This is a genomic window from Phenylobacterium sp. (assembly GCF_031425575.1).
Taxonomy (GTDB): domain Bacteria; phylum Pseudomonadota; class Alphaproteobacteria; order Caulobacterales; family Caulobacteraceae; genus Phenylobacterium.
In genome coordinates, this window is the sequence record NZ_JANPJP010000101.1 from 1 (window position 1) to 19,839 (window position 19,839).

22 protein-coding genes are annotated in these 19,839 nt (G+C 68.6%); 6 read left to right on the plus strand and 16 right to left on the minus strand.

What is annotated here, in order from left to right:
- A partial coding sequence (locus tag RMO97_RS05325) for an ABC transporter permease subunit (protein ID WP_310539491.1) occupies positions 1 to 587 on the minus strand: 587 nt, incomplete at its 3' end.
- Positions 588 to 700: 113 nt separating this feature from the next.
- Between RMO97_RS05325 and RMO97_RS05330 the strand changes: the two genes are divergently transcribed.
- Complete coding sequence (locus RMO97_RS05330; RefSeq protein ID WP_310539492.1) at positions 701 to 1,120, plus strand: TIGR01244 family sulfur transferase; 420 nt, start codon at positions 701 to 703, stop codon at positions 1,118 to 1,120.
- Here RMO97_RS05330 and RMO97_RS05335 read toward each other — a convergent pair.
- Positions 1,108 to 1,272, minus strand: coding sequence for a hypothetical protein (locus tag RMO97_RS05335; protein WP_215341668.1), 165 nt, complete (start codon positions 1,270 to 1,272; stop codon positions 1,108 to 1,110). The two genes, RMO97_RS05330 and RMO97_RS05335, sit on opposite strands and share 13 nt — an antisense overlap.
- Positions 1,273 to 1,421: 149 nt before the next feature.
- Between RMO97_RS05335 and RMO97_RS05340 the strand changes: the two genes are divergently transcribed.
- Positions 1,422 to 2,321, plus strand: coding sequence for an MBL fold metallo-hydrolase (locus tag RMO97_RS05340; RefSeq protein ID WP_310539493.1), 900 nt, complete (start codon positions 1,422 to 1,424; stop codon positions 2,319 to 2,321).
- Positions 2,322 to 2,330: 9 nt separating this feature from the next.
- On the opposite strand, the gene RMO97_RS05345 is transcribed toward RMO97_RS05340, so the two are convergent.
- The 8 genes from RMO97_RS05345 to pdxH all read right to left on the minus strand — a co-directional run bounded on the left by RMO97_RS05345 (position 2,331) and on the right by pdxH (position 11,270).
- Positions 2,331 to 2,513, minus strand: coding sequence for a hypothetical protein (locus tag RMO97_RS05345; RefSeq protein ID WP_310539494.1), 183 nt, complete (start codon positions 2,511 to 2,513; stop codon positions 2,331 to 2,333).
- A gap of 88 nt (positions 2,514 to 2,601) precedes the next feature.
- Positions 2,602 to 3,639: an HWE histidine kinase domain-containing protein gene (locus tag RMO97_RS05350; protein ID WP_310539495.1), complete on the minus strand. Its 1,038-nt coding sequence runs from the start codon at positions 3,637 to 3,639 to the stop codon at positions 2,602 to 2,604.
- A gap of 106 nt (positions 3,640 to 3,745) precedes the next feature.
- Complete coding sequence (locus tag RMO97_RS05355) at positions 3,746 to 6,532, minus strand: long-chain-fatty-acid--CoA ligase (protein WP_310539496.1); 2,787 nt, start codon at positions 6,530 to 6,532, stop codon at positions 3,746 to 3,748.
- A 113-nt stretch (positions 6,533 to 6,645) separates the two neighbouring features.
- Positions 6,646 to 8,088 carry a sulfatase-like hydrolase/transferase gene (locus tag RMO97_RS05360; RefSeq protein ID WP_310539497.1) on the minus strand — a complete coding sequence of 481 codons (1,443 nt, stop codon included), beginning with the start codon at positions 8,086 to 8,088 and terminating at the stop codon, positions 6,646 to 6,648.
- Between the two features lie 71 nt (positions 8,089 to 8,159).
- Positions 8,160 to 8,597, minus strand: coding sequence for a response regulator (locus RMO97_RS05365; protein WP_310539498.1), 438 nt, complete (start codon positions 8,595 to 8,597; stop codon positions 8,160 to 8,162).
- A gap of 33 nt (positions 8,598 to 8,630) precedes the next feature.
- Positions 8,631 to 9,023 (minus strand): hypothetical protein, encoded by a 393-nt coding sequence (locus RMO97_RS05370; RefSeq protein ID WP_310539499.1) that lies wholly within the window; start codon positions 9,021 to 9,023, stop codon positions 8,631 to 8,633.
- 91 nt (positions 9,024 to 9,114) lie between these two features.
- A complete protein-coding gene (locus tag RMO97_RS05375; RefSeq protein WP_310539500.1) occupies positions 9,115 to 10,608 on the minus strand; it encodes an AAA family ATPase in 1,494 nt (497 codons plus the stop codon).
- On the minus strand, positions 10,605 to 11,270 hold the full coding sequence (gene pdxH / locus RMO97_RS05380) for a pyridoxamine 5'-phosphate oxidase (protein ID WP_310539501.1): 666 nt from the start codon (positions 11,268 to 11,270) through the stop codon (positions 10,605 to 10,607). The genes RMO97_RS05375 and pdxH overlap by 4 nt, the downstream gene beginning before the upstream one ends.
- A gap of 103 nt (positions 11,271 to 11,373) precedes the next feature.
- Between pdxH and RMO97_RS05385 the strand changes: the two genes are divergently transcribed.
- From RMO97_RS05385 to RMO97_RS05400, 4 genes are all read left to right on the plus strand, one after another.
- Positions 11,374 to 12,060 (plus strand): DnaJ domain-containing protein, encoded by a 687-nt coding sequence (locus RMO97_RS05385; RefSeq protein WP_310539502.1) that lies wholly within the window; start codon positions 11,374 to 11,376, stop codon positions 12,058 to 12,060.
- A gap of 33 nt (positions 12,061 to 12,093) precedes the next feature.
- Entirely contained in the window at positions 12,094 to 13,215 is a 1,122-nt protein-coding gene (aroC, locus tag RMO97_RS05390) for a chorismate synthase (RefSeq protein ID WP_310539503.1), read from the plus strand.
- Between the two features lie 191 nt (positions 13,216 to 13,406).
- Entirely contained in the window at positions 13,407 to 13,916 is a 510-nt protein-coding gene (locus tag RMO97_RS05395; protein WP_310539504.1) for a response regulator, read from the plus strand.
- Positions 13,917 to 14,001: 85 nt separating this feature from the next.
- Positions 14,002 to 14,229: a hypothetical protein gene (locus tag RMO97_RS05400; protein WP_310539505.1), complete on the plus strand. Its 228-nt coding sequence runs from the start codon at positions 14,002 to 14,004 to the stop codon at positions 14,227 to 14,229.
- 61 nt (positions 14,230 to 14,290) lie between these two features.
- Here RMO97_RS05400 and RMO97_RS05405 read toward each other — a convergent pair whose 3' ends face one another.
- The 6 genes from RMO97_RS05405 to queC all read right to left on the minus strand — a co-directional run bounded on the left by RMO97_RS05405 (position 14,291) and on the right by queC (position 19,611).
- Complete coding sequence (locus RMO97_RS05405; protein ID WP_310539506.1) at positions 14,291 to 14,677, minus strand: VOC family protein; 387 nt, start codon at positions 14,675 to 14,677, stop codon at positions 14,291 to 14,293.
- A 33-nt stretch (positions 14,678 to 14,710) separates the two neighbouring features.
- Positions 14,711 to 15,283: a helix-turn-helix domain-containing protein gene (locus RMO97_RS05410; RefSeq protein ID WP_310539507.1), complete on the minus strand. Its 573-nt coding sequence runs from the start codon at positions 15,281 to 15,283 to the stop codon at positions 14,711 to 14,713.
- An 83-nt stretch (positions 15,284 to 15,366) separates the two neighbouring features.
- Positions 15,367 to 17,781, minus strand: a complete 2,415-nt coding sequence (locus RMO97_RS05415; protein ID WP_310539508.1) for a TonB-dependent receptor — start codon at positions 17,779 to 17,781, stop codon at positions 15,367 to 15,369.
- 72 nt (positions 17,782 to 17,853) lie between these two features.
- The gene (locus RMO97_RS05420; RefSeq protein WP_310539509.1) at positions 17,854 to 18,225 is read right to left on the minus strand and encodes a 6-carboxytetrahydropterin synthase; all 372 of its coding nucleotides are present in this window, start codon (positions 18,223 to 18,225) and stop codon (positions 17,854 to 17,856) included.
- A gap of 34 nt (positions 18,226 to 18,259) precedes the next feature.
- Positions 18,260 to 18,892 (minus strand): 7-carboxy-7-deazaguanine synthase, encoded by a 633-nt coding sequence (gene queE, locus RMO97_RS05425; RefSeq protein WP_310539510.1) that lies wholly within the window; start codon positions 18,890 to 18,892, stop codon positions 18,260 to 18,262.
- Positions 18,889 to 19,611, minus strand: coding sequence for a 7-cyano-7-deazaguanine synthase QueC (queC, locus tag RMO97_RS05430; RefSeq protein WP_310539511.1), 723 nt, complete (start codon positions 19,609 to 19,611; stop codon positions 18,889 to 18,891). Before queC ends, queE begins: the two co-directional genes overlap by 4 nt.
- Positions 19,612 to 19,839: the final 228 nt, after the last annotated feature.

The window sequence follows — 19,839 nt, forward strand, 5'->3', positions numbered from 1 at the left end:
CCGGCCCGGGTCAGGCGCGAGATGATGGCGATCTGCGGCAGGGCCAAGACGGTGATAGGCAGGATCAGGTTCTGGATCGCCCCGTCGTTCCAGCCGCCGTTGGGCAGCCACTGCAGGATCGATCCAAACAGCAGCACCAGCAGCGGCGCAGTGACGAAGGTGGGGATGCAGACCCCGATGATCGCCACCCCCATGACGCCGAAGTCCACCCATCCGTTCTGCTTCAGCGCCGCCAGCACGCCCAGGGTCACGCCGATGGCGCCGGCCAGGGTGATGGCCGAGAGGCCAAGGGTGAGACTGACCTTGTAGTTCTCCTGCAGGATCTGCAGGACGGTCTTGTCCTTGTACTTCAGGGAAGGCCCGAAATCGCCCTGCAGCACGCCCTTGAGGTAGTCGGCGTACTGCTCGCCCAGCGGCTTATCCATCCCGTACTTGGCCATGACATTGGCCTCGATCTCGGGCGAGAGCTTGCGGTCCATGTCGAAGGGGCTGCCGGGCGCCGCGCGCATCATGAAGAAGGCGAGCGTGACGACGAGGAACAGCGTCGGGATGGCCACGAGGAGTCGTCGGCCTATGAAACGCAACATGGATTTGGAAGCTCAAGGTGGAGGGCCTTTTGACGGCCGGGCGTTGCGAAAGTTTCATCGCCCCCCGATGATGTCAACGAAGGGCCGCCTCCCACCTCAAGTGAAGTCAGACCATGACCGAATTCCGACGCGTCACCGACCAGCTCTCCGTCAGCCCGCAGATCGGCCTGGACGACCTGAAAAGGGCCGCCGACCTGGGGTTCAAGTTGGTGATCAACAACCGTCCAGACGGTGAGGACCCTGCTCAGCCAAGCAGCGCGCAAGTCGAGGCCGCGGCCAAGGCGGCGGGTCTGCAATACGCCTACATCCCGGTGCGCGGCGGTCCCACCCAGGACCAGGTGGCCGAGGAACGCTCGATCCTGGAAAACTCCGAGGGCCCGGTGCTAGCTTTCTGCCGCTCGGGCACGCGCTCGATCATCACCTGGTCATTGGGTGAGGTCATGGACGGCGCCCGCTCGCGCGACGAACTGGTGGAGCTGGGCCATCAGGCCGGCTACGACCTCAAGGGTGTCCTGCCAGCTCAGCCCGGATAGGAGATCGGCACGCGGACCGCGCCCAATAGGGCCGGTTCGTCGGGCTCGCAGCTGGCCATGGTCAGAACCAGTTGCGCCGTCATGAGACACATCAGGGCGAAGACCACCCGCTGAAGCCGTTTTGAAACAAACATCACCGCCTGCGCCGCCATAACCGCCTCACAATCCTGAACTGAGGCGACGCAGCGCAAGGTCGGCGCCGGGAGTCGATAAGCGCCGCCCTTTTCTTTAGTCTGTCGCGTGACGGTCGCCTGAACCGGTACCCACTTCAGGCTGTCACGCTCCCAAAGGAGACCGCCCGATGATTCCCTATGTCCGCGAGATCAAGTTCGACTACGGCAAGGCTGACCAGGTCTCCCCCCTGATCCGGCGGGTGGTGGCCAACAATCCCGGCCCCTTCACCTATCTGGGCACCGGCACCTATATCGTCGGCCGTGGCGAGGTGGCGGTGATCGACCCAGGCCCGGACATGGACGACCATCTGGAGGCCATCCTGGGCGCCCTGGAGCCGGGCGAAAAGATCACCCACATCCTGATCACCCACCACCACTCCGACCACTCGCCCCTGGCGGGGCCGCTGAAGGCGCGGACCGGGGCGACCATCTACGGCTGCGCCGTGGCCGAGATCCCGGTGGACGACAGTGGCGTGAGGATGGAGGCCGGCGCGGACTTCGGCTTTGCGCCGGACGTCAGCCTGTGCGGCGGCGGTCAGGTCCTGGAGCGACCGGGCTGGACGCTGGAGGCGATCGCCACCCCGGGTCACACCTCCAACCACATCTGCTTTGCGCTGAAGGAAGAGAATGCGCTGTTCTCTGGCGACCACATCATGGGCTGGTCAACGACGGTGATCACGCCGCCGGACGGCGACATGACCGACTATATGGACAGTCTCGACCTGGTGAAGGCCCGCGACTTCTCCGTTCTATGGCCGACCCACGGGCCGCCGGTCACCGAGGTGGCGCCCTTCATCGACGCCTATATCGCCCACCGTCGGGCCCGCGAAGCCCAGGTGCTGAAGGCGGTGACGGACGGCCATGGCAGAATCCGGGAGATGGTCCCCGTGCTCTACGCCGATGTTGATCCCCGGCTGCACCCAGCCGCGGCGCGCTCGGTGCTGGGTCACATGATCGACCTGGTGAAGCGCGGCCTGGTGACCACCGACGGCAAGCCCGGCCCCGACAGCGATTACCGCCGCGCCTGACGACGAGCCTCAGGCGGCCTCGCGCCGGGCCGTCTCCGCCGGCTCCGCCTGACGGGCCGGCGCGGCCTCTAGGCGCTTGCGGGGCGCCGCGTTGGAATAGAGGGCGCCGAAGCCCAGGACGAGGATGAAGCTCAGGAAGGCGGTGATCACGCCGCCGAGATAGATCTGCTGGATCAGGCCGATGTCAGGCATTGGGGTCTCCTTTGACCCCAATCTGGCGGACCGGACGGCGGCTTCCTTGAGCTAGATCAAGTCGGCGGCGGCGCCGGGCGGTGGGCGCTTACGCCCCGGCCTCGGCCGAGAGATCCAGGACCAGCGCTTCCTCGCAGGCGGAAAGCGGCAGATGGATCAGGCATCGCAGGCCCGACGGATTGTATTGCACCTCCGCCCTCCCCCCGTTCTCCTCGGCGAAGGTGCGGGCCAGGAGCCTTGTTCCGAAACCCCGGCGAGTCGGGGTCGCGACGGCGGGGCCGCCTTGCTCCTCCCAGAGAAAGGTTAGATGCCGACCGCCGGCGCCGTCGTGCGCCAGGTTCCAGTCAATCCGCACCGTCCCCTCAGGGCTGGTCAGAGATCCGTACTTGAGGGCGTTGGTGGCGAGTTCATGCAGGGCCAGGGCCATCGAGACCGCCTGTGGGGGACTTAGCCGCACGTCGGGGCCATCGAAGACGATGCGGCCGTCGCCGCCGGCGTGGGGGGCCAGGGCCTTGCGCACAATGGTGTGCAGATCCGCGCCCGCCCAGTTCTCGTCCACCAGCACCCTGTGGGCCTCCGACAGCGTGAGCAGGCGCCCGGCCAGGTCACCACGCGTTTCACTGCTCACCTCCCTGCCCCGCAGGGTCTGCTCGGCGATGGATTGCACGGTGGCCAGGGTGTTGTTGATCCGGTGGTTCAGCTCATTGAGCAGAAGCACGCGTTGTTCGTCCGCCCGCTTGGCAGGGGTCTCGTCGCGCATGACCTTGAGCAGGCAGGTCAGATCCGGATCGCGCATCAGCATCGTCATGCCGTTGGCCCAGAAGCGCGAGCCGTCCTTGCTCACGTGCCGGCGGGAATCCTCGGCCCGACCATCACGCAGAGTCGTCGCGCGCTCGATCTTGTCCTCCCCCGCCGAGCGGTCCGACGGGGTGAAGAGCAGGGAGAAGTTCGATCCGACGATCTCCGCGTCGGCATAGCCGGTCATCCGCTCCGCCCCCGGACTCCACGAGGTGATGGTCCCGTCAAATTCCATGGTCAGGATGGCGTACTCGACCGCATGCTCGATGATCGCCGCGGCGAGCCGGTTATCGCGAATATCTATCCGTCGCGGGGGCTGGAGAGTCATTGGCGTCCAAGGGGGCGAGCGTTGCGTCGCTCCAACGAGCCGCCTCCCTATTCGTTGCGCCTTCGAGCCCTTCCTTTGGCTGTCGCCCCCGAAATGCCGGCGCGGATCAGCTCCGCATCGCCCCGATCAGCTCCGTGACCCGGGCGCAGTTGGCTCCGAAGTCGGAAACGGGAACACGGCCGATGGCGCGGACGTCGATGCGGGACCCTTGCGGCGCCGGTAGGACGCGGACCACCACGTCGTTCTTGAAGCCGAAGGCGGTGCTGCGGCCGGTGGCCTCGAGGCGGCCCGCGACGGGATCGTCGGTGACCAGGTCCAGGCCTGCCTGCTCCACCGCGGCCTTGGCCCTGGTGTAGGCCTGACCTGGCGCGCTGGCCAGGATCAGCGGCCGGGCCTCGGCGCAGGTCTCGGCGTTGATCTCGGCGATGCGGCGGCCCGCATAGGCGAAGGAGTCCATGGGGCGCATCGGATCGGCCTCCACCATGATCGCCTCGGGTCCCCGCTCGCGCATCATCTTCTGGGAGAAGGTGAGCGGCATGGTCCAGTCGGTGGACACGTCATTGATGGGCGGGTTGGTGATCTGGGCCTGGCGGGCCCAGAGATAGCCGCCGAAGGTCGCGCCGCAGAGGATCAGCACCATCAGGGCGCGGGCCCAGTAGCGGCCAAAGCCCGCGAACAGGGCGATGATGATCCCCAGCAGGCCCGCGGCCACGGCGATCATGGTCACCTTGGGCGCCCATTCCAGCGCGATGACCCCCAGGCCGGTCTTCCAGTCCATCAGGCCGTAGCGGGTGCCCAGCATGCCGGCGCCCACCATAAGGGCCGGCGTCAGGGCCACCAGGGTGGCCAGGTTCAGATAGAAGCCCGCGAAGCCGTCGCCCTTGCGCGTCTTCGTCCGGCGCGGGACCAGGGGCGCCCCGAAGGGCTCCTCGTCGGAGGGCGAGCCGAAGGTCAGGGGCGCATGGACTTCGGGCGCCGGGATAGCGGAGGCGTGCGTCTCGGACGCGGGCTCAGCGGGAAAAGGGGCGATGGCCTCCGCCTGGGCCTCCACGGCTGCAGCGTCATCCAGGGTCGGCGTCAGGACCGTGAGTCCGGAATAGCTCTCCTCCTGGGTGGGCTTGGCTGCGGGAGACCAGCCCGCGTGGTCATCCTGCGGCGCGGCCTGGGCGTGGGCGTGAACCTCCGGTTCGGCAGGGGTCTCAGGCTCCGGTGCATAGATCTTCGGCTCGGGCCGAGCGGCCAGGGCGATGGTGGAGGCGGCGGCCGCAGCGGCGGTGGGCAAGACATAGTCGGCCATCCGGGTGCGGATCAGCTTCTTGTCGATCTTGCCGGTGGCGCCCAGCGGGATGTCGTCGACGAAGACCACGTCGTCGGGCATCCACCACTTGGCGATCTTGCCTTCCAGGAACTGGAGGAAATCCTCTTTCGTGGCCTCCTGGCCAGGGCGCAGCTTGACCAGCAGCAGGGGCCGCTCGTCCCACTTGGGGTGGGCCATGCCGATGACCGCAGCCAGCTCGGCCTTGGGATGGCCAGCCGCGATGTTCTCGATCTCGATGGTGCTGATCCACTCCCCGCCGGACTTGATGACGTCCTTGGCGCGGTCGGTGATCTGCATGAAGCCGTGCTCGTCCAGGGTGGCGACGTCGCCGGTGTCGAAGAAGCCCTGGTCGTCGAGGATGCGGCCGCCGTCGCCCTTGAAGTACTCGCCCACCACGAACGGGCCCTTCACCAGCAGCTTGCCGAAGGTGTGGCCGTCGCGGGGCAGGTCCTGGCCCTCATCATTGGTGAGCCGCAGGTCGATGCCCAGCGGCGGGCGGCCCTGCTTCAGCTGGAAGCGAAGCTGGGCTTCGTCGTCCATCGCGGCGATCTTGTGGTTCGGCGTGGCCTGGGTGCCGAGCGGCGAGGTCTCGGTCATGCCCCAGGCATGGGTGACGGCCACGCCGTACTCGTCGCGGAAGGCCCGAACGATCGCCTCGGGCACCGCCGAGCCGCCGATGACGACGCGCTTGAGGCTGTTGAGGGTCCCGTTGGTGTCGCGCAGATGGGTCAGCAGCATCTGCCAGACGGTGGGCACCGCGGCCGAGAAGGTGACCTGCTCGCTCTCCAAGAGTTCGTGTATCGAGGCGCCGTCCAGCTTGGCGCCCGGCATGACCAGCTTGGCGCCCACGGCGGGCGCGGAGAAGGCCACGCCCCAGGCGTTGGCGTGGAACATGGGCACCACCGGCAGGACGGTGTCGGTGGCCCCGATGCCGAGCACGTCAGCGCCCATGGTCACCAGGGTGTGCAGGAAGTTGGAGCGGTGGGTATAGAGCACGCCCTTCGGGTTGCCGGTCGTGCCGGAGGTGTAGCAGAGGCCGGCCGGAGAATTCTCGTCGAAGCCGCCCCAGACGGCGTCCTCGGACACCTGGCTCAGCAGGCTCTCATAGGAATGTGCGCCGGGCAGGGCGTCGGTCATGTGAGCGTCGTCGGTGAAGACGATGATGTGCTGCACGGTGGGGATCTGGTCGCGGATCCCGGCCAGGATCGGCAGGAAGGTCAGGTCGGTGAAGATGACCTTATCTTCGGCGTGGTTGATGATGTAGACGAGCTGCTCGGAGAACAGCCGCGGGTTGAGGGTGTGGCAGACCGCCCCCATCCCCATGATCCCGTACCAGGCCTCGATGTGCCGGGCGGTGTTCCAGGCCAGGGTCGCGACGCGGTCGCCCGGCTGGATATTCAGGCCCCGCAGCACGTTGGAGACGCGCTTTGCCCGCGCATGGACCTGCGCATAGGTGGTGCGCACCATGGGACCTTCGACGGAGCGCGAGACGATCTCGCGGTCGCCGTGCCAGGACTTGGCGTGATCGATGATCCGGTCGACCGTCAGCGGCCAGTCCTGCATCCTGCCTTGCATCGAAAAGCGTCCTCCACTGCGGCCTCTGAACGGGCGCGCGACAGGCTAGTTTTTGCCGGGCTCCGACGCAACGCTGCGCCCTTCTGACGCGAGGGTTTTGGTCAAGATTTGCGTCAGGCGTGCGTGGCTGGCCAGCGTCCCGTCCCGCCACTGTCGATCAGCAAGCCGGTGAGGGTGCGGTCGGTGTGCTGGGCGCGCCAGGTGAGCATCGCCTGGGCGTGGGCGAGGATGACACCGGTATCGGTGACCGACGTCCGCCAGGTGGGGTCGGCGGCAAGGTCGAAACAGAGCCATGCGCCGTCGCCGAACTGGACATAGGCGGCCTGCCCCGAGCGCAGCACCGCCAGATTCTGCTGCTCCAGCCGCCGGTCCCAAGGCCAGGCCTGGACGCCCTTGGCGATGTTGGAGCCGCGCCAGTCGAATTCCCAGTGGGCGGCGGCGCGCCAGCCGCTCGGCGGGTCCTCGCCCGCAAGGAAGTGCGTCAGCGGCAGGCCGTCGCACTGGTCGGGGACGGGCAGGCCCATCGCTTCGCAGAGCGTGGGCAGGACATCCACGTTCTCGGTGAAACGGTCCACCACCGAGCCGTGGGCGCGGGGCCGGCGCGGATCACGGACGATGCCCAGGATGTGGTAGCTCTCCTCGAAGAAGCCCGACTTCTGGATCAAGCCGTGATCGCCGAGCTGCTCGCCATGATCGGCGGTGACGACGATGAAGGTGTCCTCCCATTCGCCCGACGCTTCCAGCGCCGCCCAAAGGCGACCGAGCTGGTGATCCACCTCGCTGATCATGCCGAAATACTGGGCCTGGAGCTGCGCCATTTCGGTCGGGTCCTCAGGCGCGCCGATGGCGCGGCGCAGGCCGTCGTGCAGCCGGTGGCGATCTTGCGAGGGCGCGATGGGCGCAGGCATGTCTGCGGGATCGTACATCGTTGAGAAACGCCCCGCCGCGCCATAGGGCGGGTGCGGCCGAAGCTGGGACAGGTGGGCGAACCAGGGTCCCTTCTGGGCCGCGATCCAGTCCAGCAGGACGTCGGTATGATAGGCTGACAGGCTGTGCTCGGCAGGCCGGCCCGGCTCGCCGCCCACCGCGCCCTCATAGTCGTCGGGGACCTGATACCCCAGGCCGCGCAGCCACCCGGTCCAGACACCCGGATCGTGAGTGGCGAAGTTCAGGCCCACCTCGAAGCCCGGCAGGACCCCCTCCCAGGACTTGAAGCGCGGGTCGTCGGGGCCGGTGGCGTCCCGAGGGTCGACCGCCTGGTCAGTGTAGCCAAACAGGGTTGGTGTGTAGCCGGCCCTGCGGGCGGCCTTGGCTACGTTGTCCAGGCGCCGGTCCAGCGGCGTGCCGTTGGCCACCACCCGATGATTGAGTTGGTAGGTCCCGGTGTAGAGGCTGGCCCGGCCCGGACTGCAGGGGGCTGCCTGGCTGTAGTGGCGGGCGAACCGCACCCCCCCACGGGCCAACCTGTCGAGGTGCGGTGTCTGCACGACCGGATGGCCGGCGCAGGCCAGAGCGTCGCCGCGGAACTGGTCGAGGGTGATGAAGAGGATGTTCACGCGGCGCACAATGGCCGCAGCTTTACCGCGAAGGGAAGCGGAGGTTGTCCGGCGATCAGTCCTCGCGGGCGCTAGACCATCGCCGTGCGGAGGGACTGGGCGGCGAGCGGCGGGGCGGGCGGGGCATGACGGCGGAACTGGCGGGCGACGCGCTCCAGCACATCAGCACCGCTGAAGGGCTTGGCCAGGCAATCCCGGGCGCCCAGCGCCACCGCCCGCTGGATGTCCTCGGCGGACAGTTTCTTGCCCATCACCAAGACTGGGAAATGGATCCCCTCGCCGCGCGGATTGAGGGCGCGCAGCACGTCGAAGCCGTCCATCTCCGGCAGGTTCAGCTCCAGAATCATGGCCGCAGGACGCGCGGTCCTTACGGTCTCCAAGGCCGAGGCCCCGGTGCGAGCGACGAAGGTGTGGCAGCCGGCGAGATCGAAGCGGATCTGCAGCAGCTCCAGCACGGTGCGATCGACGTCACAGATCAGGATCCTGCGGCCTTGGCTCTCTAAGTTCATCGGCGCGCGCCCTTGAGGGTCGGGACGGAGGGGTCAGAACAGGTCAAGGTCGCCCGCCTCGTCGCCGTCATTGATGCCCTTCTCCTCGCCGCCCAGGGCGCTGAACATGCGGTCGGCCAGGGCGCCCAGGGTCATGCCGCCCAGCGCGTCCTCAACCGAAGCGGTCACCTCCTCAGGGATTCCAGCGCTGAGGTGACGGGCGAAGGTGGAGAGACTGGTGAGCTGCTGGCCCAGCAGATCGACCGTGTGCATGCCCTCCACAAGCTTCTCGCGGTGTTCCGGGGGCAGGATGGTCATCAGTTGGCCGATCAGGACGTCAAGCTTCATGCAACGGGCGCCGGCCAGTTCGATCTCCCAGGCCAGGACGCCCACCATGCTGGACACGCTGGCCTCGAGCACCTCCACGGTCTGTTGCTGCGCGCCCATAACACCGATCTCCGAGTTGCCCGGCGACCCTTGGGTGCTCTTGACTAACGGACAGTGAATCTTAGCCCCTGCGGCGCCCGCGCAGGTGCGATCACCCGCGAGCGTAGCGGATCGACCAGGCCTCGGCGGAGTCCTCGGCGGGGCCTGAGGCGTCGACGTGGGTCCAGGCCACCTCGCCGATGTCGCGGTCGAGCTGCATCTGAAGGGTGGCGCGGGTGGCGTCCGACGCATCGCCGCTGCGGCCGCCGATGCGGGCGGCGAGAATGTCCGGCGCGGCCTCCAGCCAGACGCCATGGAAGGCCAGACCCATCTCGGCCGCGAGCGCCTCGGCGCGGGCGCGCAGTTCGGGCGCGATGAAGGTGGCGTCCAGGACCACGGCGCGGCCCGCGGCCAGCAGGGCGCGCGCATCGGCGAACATCGTGTCGTAGACGTCCTGGTAGAAGGCCGGGGAGTAGACGGCGCTGGAGAGCCTGGCCTCCGGGGCCACCCCCAGCAGGCGCTTGCGGACTTCGTCGGTGCGCAGAACCACCGCGCCGGGCGAGGCGCCGAGGCCCGGCGCGATCAGGCGGGCGAAGGTGGACTTGCCGGCGCCGGAGAGCCCGCCCACCGCCGCCAAGCTGGGCGCCACCGGTGTCAGGTGGGCGATGGCGGCGTCGAGATAGGCGACGGCGCCCGCATCGTCGCCGCTGTAGGCGCAGACATGAGCGCGGACGGCGGCGCGGACCGACAGCATCAGCGGCAGGGCGGCCATGCCGGCCCGCAGCTCATCGCCCCAGCCCCGGGCGGCCTGGTCGAAATAGGCCGACAGCGCGCGGACGGCCGCATCCGACCGCCTACGAAACTGCAGGTCCATCAGCAGGAAGGCCAGGTCGTACTGGACATCGATCTCCGACAGCACGTCATTGAACTCGATGCAGTCGAAGAGGATGGGGCGGCCATCCTCCAGCAGGATGTTCCCCAGGTGCAGGTCGCCGTGGCAGTGGCGGCCGAACCCGGCGGCGCGGCGCGCGTCCAGCAGGGGCTCCAGGCGGTGGTACTCGGCGTCGGTGGCGGCCACGGCTTCCTCGACGCGCTCGGCGCCCAGGCGGGCGGCCAGGCCCCTCAGCAGCTGGGCGTTGGAATCGATGGTGTATTTCAGCGCCTTGCCGCCGCCGCCATTGGGACGGACGGGCGCATCGGCATGGAAGCCGGCCACCGTGCGGCCCAGCGCGTCGGCCAGCGCCCCGTCCACCGCCCAGGGCCGAGCGGCCAGGACCGCATGCTCGTCGAAGCGGCGCATTTCCAGGGCGAACTCGACGGTCTCGCCCGCGCCGTCCAGCTCCAGCCCGCCGTCCGCCGCCCGCGTCACCCTGCGGACCGCGCGGTAGATGTCCGAGGCCGCCGCGCGGTTGAAGCTCAGCTCACGCTCAAGCGCCCAGTGGCGCAGGTCCAGGGTGGAATAGTCGAGATAGCCCAGCTCCACCCGGCGCTTGACCTTGAAGGCCTGGTCGCCGGCCAGATAGACCCGGGCGCAGGCGGTCTCGATGGCGCGCTCAGCCTTGGCCTCGAACCAGGCGGCGACCTCGGCTTCCTGCGGATCGGTCAAGGATAGAGCCGCTGGGTGGTCCAGCCTGAGCCTTCGCGGACGAAGACCAGGCGCTCGTGCAGGCGGAACGGGCGGTCGCGCCAGAACTCGATGCTGTGGGGGGTGACGCGGAAGCCCGGCCAGTGCGGCGGACGCGGCACCTTGCCCAGGCCGAATTTGAGCCCGTATTCGGCGATGCGCTTTTCAAGGGCCAGGCGGTCGGGCAACGGCCGTGACTGTTCCGAGGCCCAGCCGCCGATCTGGGTCGGCTTGGCGCGCGTGGCCCAATAGGCGTCAGCCTCGGCCTCGCTGACGTGGGAGACCGGACCCCGGACCCGGACCTGGCGGCGCAGGGACTTCCAGTGGAACAGCAGGGCGGCCTGTGGATTGGCGGCGATCTCCTGGCCCTTGGCGCTCTGGGCGTTGGAATAGAAGACGAAGCCGCGCTCGTCGGCGTCCTTCAGCAGCACCATGCGCACGTCGGGCAGTCCGTCTGCGTCGGCCGTGGCCAGGGCCATGGCGTTGGCGTCGTTGGGCTCCTTGGCCACCGCCTCAGCCAGCCAGGCCGAGAACAGGGTCATGGGATCCTCTTCCGACAGCAGCGGAAGCGGCGTGGCCTCCGTGACGCTGCGGACATAGTCATCCTCGGTCGGCGAGGCGGGAATGGCGGGCTTGTCGGTCATGGCTCCGCATATAGCGCAGGCGCCTTCCGGCGTCAGGGCTTAACCCCCCATTGACTGCGTCTTCCTAAAACTGTCGCCGATGGCTGTTGCGAACTCCACGACGATGAGCGCGAAACGAGCGCGCGAGGTGCTGGGCGCGGGCCCCCTCGCCGGCCCCGCCGAACTGCGCCGCGCCTTCCGCGAGGCCGCCAAACGCGCCCATCCGGACCGCAAGGGTGGCGACGCCGAACGCTTCCGGCAGGTGGTCGAGGCCTATCATATCCTGCAGACCGCCCCGGTTCCCCGCGACCGGGTCAGCCAGCCGCCGGCCACGGTCAGCCGTCCCATCGTCAGTTCCCCGACCCTCTCGGTGCCGCCGCTGATCGCCATGACCGGCGGCAAGGTCGAGCACCGCCTGCCCGATGGCCGCCGCGTTAAGATCGAGCTGCCCGCCGGGATGCGGGCCGGCGACACCGTCCGCGTGGGCGAGGCCGAGCTGGAGGTCGCCATCCGCGGCGACGGCGAGATGCTGGTGCGGGGCGACGACCTCTGGATCACCGTCAAGATCGAGCCGCGCCTGCTAGCCGAGGGGGCCCGCATCGCGGTGGAGACGCCGCTGGGCCGGCGCATCGTCTGGCTGACCAGGAAGGCCGGCGAACGCGGGCTGATCCGCCTGGTAGGCCAAGGCCTGCCGACACGGGGCCGCCACCGCCAGGGCCACCTCTTCCTGCGCCTGGCCGCCGACAGCGCCACCGGGGATTCCGCCGCCCGCGCCCAGCTTCGCCGGTTCGCCGCCGCCTGGGCGGCCTAGCCATTATCGGCCCGCGCGGTTAGAAGCGCCGCCATGTCGCACAACAGCTTCGGCCATCTGTTCCGCGTGACCACCTGGGGCGAGAGCCATGGTCCGGCCCTGGGCTGCGTCGTCGACGGCTGCCCGCCCAACATCCAGCTCACGGCTGAAGAGATTCAGGTCTGGCTCGACAAGCGTCGCCCAGGACAGGGCAAGTTCGTCACCCAGCGCCAGGAGCCCGACGCGGTGAAGATCCTGTCGGGCGTGTTCGCCGACGAGCGCACCCACGGCCAGGTCACCACCGGCACGCCGATCTCGATGATCATCGAGAATGTCGATCAGCGAAGCCGCGACTATTCGGAGATCGCCCAGGCCTTCCGCCCCGGCCATGCCGACTACGCCTATTTCGCCAAGTACGGGGTGCGGGACTATCGCGGCGGCGGACGCGCCTCGGCCCGTGAGACCGCCGCTCGGGTGGCCGCCGGCGCCGTGGCCCGCAAGATACTCGACGGCGTGACCATCCGTGGCGCGGTGGTGCAGATCGGGCCGCACGCCATCGACCGTTCGCGCTTCGACTGGGACCAGACGACCGAGAACCCCTTCTGGTGTCCCGACCCTGCGATGGTGTCGGTCTGGGAAGAACACCTCGAAGCGGTGCGCAAGTCCGGCTCCTCCACGGGCGCGATCGTCGAGGTGGAAGCCACGGGCGTGCCCGCCGGCTGGGGCGCGCCGATCTATGGCAAGCTCGACGCCGAACTGGCCGGCGCCCTGATGTCGATCAACGCCGCGAAGGGCGTGGAGGTGGGCGCGGGCTTCGCCTCGGCCGCCTTCTCCGGCGAGGAGAACGCCGACGAGATGCGAATGGGCAATGAGGGACCGCTGTTCCTGTCCAACAGCGCCGGCGGCATCCTGGGGGGCATCTCCACAGGACAATCGGTGGTGGCGCGCGTGGCGTTCAAGCCCACCTCCTCCATCCTCTCCCTGCGCCAGTCCATCAACGAGGCCGGCGAGGACATCGACCTCCGCACCAAGGGCCGTCACGACCCCTGTGTCGGCCTGCGCGCGGTCCCGGTGGTGGAGGCTATGACCGCCTGCGTCCTGGCCGACGCCTTCCTGCGTCACCGGGCGCAAACGGGTGGCGCCGCCCACCTGCCCGGAAAGGTAGCAGACCGCTGACGCTTAGCTTCGCCGCACGGCTCTTGACGCCTCCCCACGTTGCGAATTGTTTTGTTCTGTCAGGGATTATTGCCCGTTGACCGAACGCGTTTGACGCCGGTATCTGAGCGCCTCCCGCGCCGTCGATGACGACACCCCTATCGACGCTACGCCAGTTTTCTAGGTTAGATTGTAGGGCGAACACCAACCCCGTGCGGCTAGAAGTCCTCAAGGTCCTGATCGTGGACGATAACCACCACATGCGGGTGCTGTTGTCGGAGGTCCTGCGCGCGGTGGGCCTGCAGAACCTCTATGAGGCCGGCGACGGGGCCGAGGCGCTGCAGCAGATGCGCGCCCATCCGATTGATATCGTCATGACCGACCTGGCCATGGAGCCCCTGGACGGGATCGACTTCGTGCGGTTGCTGCGCAATTCGCCCGACAGCCCCAACCAGATGGCGCCGGTCATCATGATCACGGGCCACTCCACCATGCGCCGGATCAGCGAGGCCCGCGACGTGGGGGTCAACGAGTTCCTGGCCAAGCCGCTCACCGCGCGCGGCGTGCTGGACCGGCTGCAGAAGATCATCGACCACCCGCGCCCCTACGTGCGCACCGACGACTATTTCGGCCCCGACCGCCGCCGCAAGGTGGACCCGAACTATGACGGTCCGCGCCGCCGCGCCGCCGACGGGCCTGCGCCCCGGGCGCTCAGGCTCTAGAGACCTTCTGACCGGCTGGCGCCGCCCTCGCCACCATTTGGTATCAATTGCAGGTTAACCCTGACGGACCATCCGGGGACCCAGCATGACCATTGTCCGCACCGCCGCCACCGCCGCCCTCCTCGCCGCCCTCGGCCTCTCCCAGGCCGGCTGCATCGCCATGGCCGCCGGCGCCGTGGTGGGCACCGCCGTGGGCGTCACCGCCAGCGCCGTCGGCCTGACCGCCAAGGGGGCGGGCATGGTGGTGGGCGCGGTGATCCCCGGCGACGGGAAGGACGAGGACGAAGAGCGCGACGACCGCAAGCGGCGCTGAGCCTGGCTGACAGGCCGGCTTGTCCCGCTGACGACCTCTCTCGTCGACCTGGGCGCGGGGCTCAGCCCCACGCCCCCGGCTGGAAAAGTTCCACCAGGTTGCCCGACGGATCCTCCGCCAGGATCTGCGATCCTCCGGGGCCGGTGACGATATCATTGCGGAACGTCACGCCCTCGCCCCGCAAACGCTCGACCTCGGACGCCAAGTCCTCGACGATGATCTGGAAGCGCGTCCATCCGCCCGGTTCGGGCTGGCGGCCATCGGGCATGGGCCGACCGGCCGAGCTGGCCTTGCCGCTGAGCAGCAGGCGCAGCGGACCGCGCTCGACGGCCGCGAAGGCCGGCGAGGCGTTGGGACGTCGGCTGAAGCCCATGAGGCCGACATACCAGTCGGCGGCCTCCTGCACGTCACTGACCATGTACCGGACGTTCACGACGCTCTCACTCATGGGATCCTCCCGGGGTTGGCACGAAGACTGGGGTCATGGCGCGAGGGTGCGCCGAAGCACGTGTTGCAAGGCGGCCTGGATGGCCGCGCGGTCGCCGCCCCCGGCGACGGCGTCGGCCGCCTCGTGGATCACGGCGTAGAGCAGGCGCCCTGTGGGGTCCGGATCGACCGGCCCGAAGGCTTCGGCCTCCTGGCCCGCGCGGATCACGCCGGCGAGCCGGTGGATGGCGTGGTCGGCCAGGGGCCGGCGCTCGGCGAAGTCGGAATGGAAGACCGCCTCACCGACGCCGCGCCGGGAGAGGGTGAACTCGATGAAGGCCAGGGCCTGGGATTCCACGAGGGCCGGCCAATCCACCGGGCCCTCGACCTCGGTGGGCAGGGGGTGGGCGGAGTCGAATTGGGAGACCAGCCGCTGGCGGATGGTCTCCAGCAGGTCATCCCAGGTGGGGAAGTAGATGAAGAAGGTGCCCTTCGCGACGCCGGCCTCGCGGACCACATCCTCGACCCGGGCCCGGCCGCCATTGGCCTGCAGCAGACGCTCGGCGGCCTCGACGATCTCAAGCTTCCGAGCCTCGGGATGAAGCCGCCGCCGCGGAGGTCTGCTCATGGGCCCTTCCTCATGACCGACAGTCATTAACTAATGACCACCGGTCAGTGTCAAGGGCCTAGTCTGGCGACCCCGGAGCGGGATCAGAACCGGTAGCCGACCTTCGCGTAGTAAAAGCCGCCATTGATGCCGAACGGCGAGAAGGCGGGATAGACCTCCACGGCCGGATTGCCCGCCGCAGCGCTTGCAGCGAGGCCGGCGGGGTTCACGCGGTCTGGGTGGACATCGAAGAGGTTGTTGGCGCCCAGGGTCATGGTCACCTGATCGGTGACCCTGTAGCCCACCGCCAAGTCGGTGATCAGCTTGGCGCCGGCCTTGTCGAGGTAATAGCGGCCGTCGCCGGGATCGGAGTAGCGGGAGGTCTGGCCATACCAGGTCTCGCGCAGGTCCACACTCCAACGGCCCGCCTGCCACAGCGCTCCGGCCACCAGCTTGGTCTTGGGCGACGCGGTCGCCAGGGTGGAGAGCGCCACCTTGTCGAACAGGCTCTGGCCCGAGGCGGAAAGCTGGGCCGGGGCCGCGCGGACGCCGGTGACCTTGGTTTCATTGTAGTTGGCGGCCAGGGTCCAATCGATACGGCCGGGCGCACCAAGGCTGTTGGACCACGTCACCACGAGGTCGGCGCCGCGGGTGCGGGTGTCGACGCCGTTGGAGAAGACGTTGACGCCGCTGAAGGGCACGGGCTCGAGCACGTTGCCGTTAGCGGCGATGGCGGCGTTGACCGCCGCCGAACGGACCGCGCCATTGTAGAAGCCGTAGAGCGTGCCGGAGCCGACGACGCGGTCTTCCACCTCGATCTGGTAGGCGTCGAGGGTGATGGTGACACCGGCGCCCGGGCGGGCCAGGAAACCGGCGCTGAAGTTCACCGACGTCTCTGGCCTGAGCTTGTCGATGCCAATCAGGGCGGCGGCCGGGGCGTTCGGCGGCAGCTGGACGAAGGCCGAGTTGGGCTGGACGTTGGTGGCCGAATAGTAGCTCTCGGCCAGGGTGGGGGCGCGGAAGCCGGTGCTGGCCGTGCCGCGAATGGCGAAGGCGGGCGTGATATCCCAGCGGCCGGTGAGTTTGCCCACCGTGGTGTCGCCGAAGTCGCTGAATTTCTCGTGGCGGACGGCGATATCCAGCGTGGTGTCGGGCAGGGGCGCGAAGGCTAGGTCGGCATAGATGGCCCAGTTGTCTCTGGCGTGCTTGCCCGCGTCGGTCAGGGCGAAGCCGGGATAGGACTGGGAGCCAGCCTTATAGCGCGAGGCCGGGTCGCCGGCCTTGATCTCGTAGATCTCCTCGCGGCGCTCCAGACCCGCGGCGAAGGTGGCCGGGCGAGCCATCAGTTCGAAAGGCCGGGTGACGTCCAGGGTGGTGGTCCACTGGGTGGCGATGAAGTCACCGGCGTGGAAGGCCGAGGGGGTGGAGCCGGTGTCGTTATAGAGGTCGATATTGGCCGAGTTGGTGACGTTCACCCCGATATCGTCGCGGCCCCAGGTGGTGGAGAGGTCCCAGGTCCAGGCGGCCGCTACGCCGGCGACGCCGCCAGTGAAGGCGAAGTCCTCCTCCTTGGTGGTGTCGATGGGATCAAAGCCCAGGGGATAGAGGGCCGGCAATCGGGTGGGCAGGCGGAAGTTGGCCCAGCCGCCGCCGTACTTGCGGCCATAGGTGGCCGTCGCATAGGCGCGGGTTTCACCCCCCAGGTCGGCGCCGGCGTTCACGGTGACCAGGTTCAGCTGGTAGCGGGCGTCGCCGAAGATCTTGTTGAGATAGGGGTAGCCCGGCAGGTTGCGCCACTCCGGATGTGCGCCCGAGGCGATGGCCTGCTCCACCCGCTGGTCGGGGCCGCCACGGTTGGAGTAGCTGTGATAGCGGGAGAGCGCGCTCACATTGACGAAAACGCCGTCCGCCGGCGCGAAGCCGGCGTTGAAAGAGACTTCGCCGGTGTCGCCATCACCCTCGAAGTACTGGCCGGCCAGCAGGTCGACCGAGCCGCCGTCGGCGTCCTGCTTGAGGATGATGTTGATGACCCCGGCGATGGCGTCCGAGCCGTACTGGGCCGCGGCGCCGTCCTGCAGGATCTCGATGCGGGCGATGGCGGCGGGCGGGATGAAGTTGAGGTCGGCTGCGGCCCCGCCCTGATAGGCGCTCGACAGGATGGCCAGGTTGGAGGCGCCATGCCGGCGCTTGCCGTTGATCAGCACCAGGGCGTGGTTGGGGGACAGGCCTCGCAGGCGGGCCGACAGGGTCTCGTTGGCCGTGTCGCCGCCGACGGCCTGGGCGGTGAAGGAGGGCGCCATGAGGGCCAGCGTATTCACGAGATCGGTGGAAACGGTGCGCTCAAGGGCCGCCTGGCCCACGACCTGGATTGGGGCGGCGCTGTCGCTGACCCGCAGGCCGGTGACCCGGGTGCCGGTGACGATCAGCTCATCGACCGACGTGTCCTCCGCAGCCAGAGCCTGACCCGCCAAGCCGAGACTCAAGCCCACGGCGCACGCCGTCCCCAACACCCTGCGCATGACCGTTCCCCCCGGAAGCTTGACCTTGCGGGATAGAGGCGACGCAACGGTGTCGTCAACCCGCGGTGCGCCCTAGAGGTTCAGCGCGCAGCTCTCGCTGATGGTCGGGCGCGAAACCACGATGCGGCACAGGCCGGGGAACGCGGCTTTCAGGCGCTCGGCGAAATAGAGGCAGAGATGTTCCAGGGTCGGGCGTTCGAGGCCCGGCTTCTCGTTGAGCAGGCCGTGGTCCAGTTCCGCGGCCACGGCGCGCAAGGCGCTGTCGAGGTCGGCGAGGTCGGCGACCCACCCCACCGGCTCCTGGGGCTTGCCGCGCACGGTGGCCTCCACCTTGAAGGAATGGCCGTGCAGTCGCGAATAGGGCCGGTGCTCGGGCCCATCTTCAAAGTAGTGCGCCGCGTCGAAGGTCGCGGCCTTGGTGATCTCGAAAATCGGAGTGGTCATCAGCTTCTTTGGCGTCGCCAGGCGCGGTCGCGGCCTAGGGAATGCCGAGATATTTGTGGGTTTGGACGCTTAAACGCCACTGGGGGTGGGCGAGGCAATAGGCGATCGCCGCCTGGGTGTTTTCCAACCGGGCGGGCCCATCCATGGGTTGGAGAAGAAAGCGCTCGAAATCCCACGTCTCGAAGGTGGCCGGATCGACATTGGCCTGCGGGAAGACCAGCTTCAGTTCCTGCCCCGTGCGCTGCACGACCGGCGCATGGGCCTTTGGGCTGACGCAGATCCAGTCGACGCCGGCCGGCGCGGCCAGGGTGCCGTTGGTCTCGAGCGCGATGGTGAAGCCCTGCCCATGCAGGGCGTCGATCAGGGGCGAGTCCAGCTGCAGCAGGGGCTCGCCGCCGGTGCAGACCACCAGGCGGTTATCCGGGCCGCCCGTCCACTTGGCCGCAACCGCATCGGCCAGGGCCTCGGGCGTCGTAAAGCGACCGCCCCCCTCCCCGTCCATGCCCACGAAGTCGGTGTCGCAGAAGCTGCAGACGGCTCTGGCGCGGTCCTGTTCCCGCCCGCTCCAGAGGTTGCAGCCGGCGAAGCGGCAGAAGACGGCGGGACGGCCCGCCTGTCCGCCCTCCCCCTGCAGGGTGAGGAAAATCTCCTTGACCGAATAGGTCACTGGACGCGGCCCGGCCGGCCGGCGGCGACCCATTCGTTCCAGCCCTTCACCCGCAGGTCGCAGGCCGGGCAGTCGCCGCAGCCGTGGCCCCAGGCGTGCAGCTCACCGCGTTCGCCGCGGTAACAGGTGTGGCTGTCGGCGACGATCAACTCTACGAGCGCCTCGCCGCCCAAGGTCTTGGCGAGCGCCCAGGTCTGGGCCTTGGTCAGCTGCATCAGGGGGGTCTCGATGACGAAGTCCTGAGCCATGCCCAAGTTCAGCGCCGTTTGCAGCGCATCCAGGGTGTCGCGGCGGCAGTCCGGATAGCCCGAGAAGTCGGTCTCGCACATGCCGCCCACCAGGAAGCGGGCCTTGCGTCGATCGGCGAGCGCGGCGGCATAGGTCAGGAACACCAGGTTGCGCCCGGGCACGAAGGTGTTGGGCAAGCCCTTCTCCGTCACCTCGAAGGCGCGCTCCGTGGTCATGGCCGTCTCGCCCACCGCGCCGAAGCCGGTCAGATCGATGACGTGGTCGTCCCCCAGCTTGCCGGCCCACTGCGGGAACCGCTGCAGGAAGACGGCGCGCACCACCTGCCGCTGGGCCATCTCCACGGCGTGACGCTGGCCGTAGTCGAAGCCCACGGTCTCGACATGGTCGTGGCGCTCCAGGGCCCAGGCCAGGCAGACGCTGGAGTCCTGGCCGCCGGAGAACAGCACGAGGGCGCGGGTGGGTTGGCTCATCGGCTCCATATGCGGCAGAGCCGGCCAAATCGAAAGGCCGGCGCGACCGTGGGCCGCGCCGCGCGGCGCGCTCCTCCGCACGGGTCCACGAGACCGGTTCATCGTACGGGCGATCAAAAACTCGCCCATCCCTTGAGATATCAGCCCCTGGCGCCGCTACGGAAGGCTCAAAGAGCCTTGGTATTTGCGCCACATCGTCGCGAAAAAACGACTGACTGAACGCTGTTC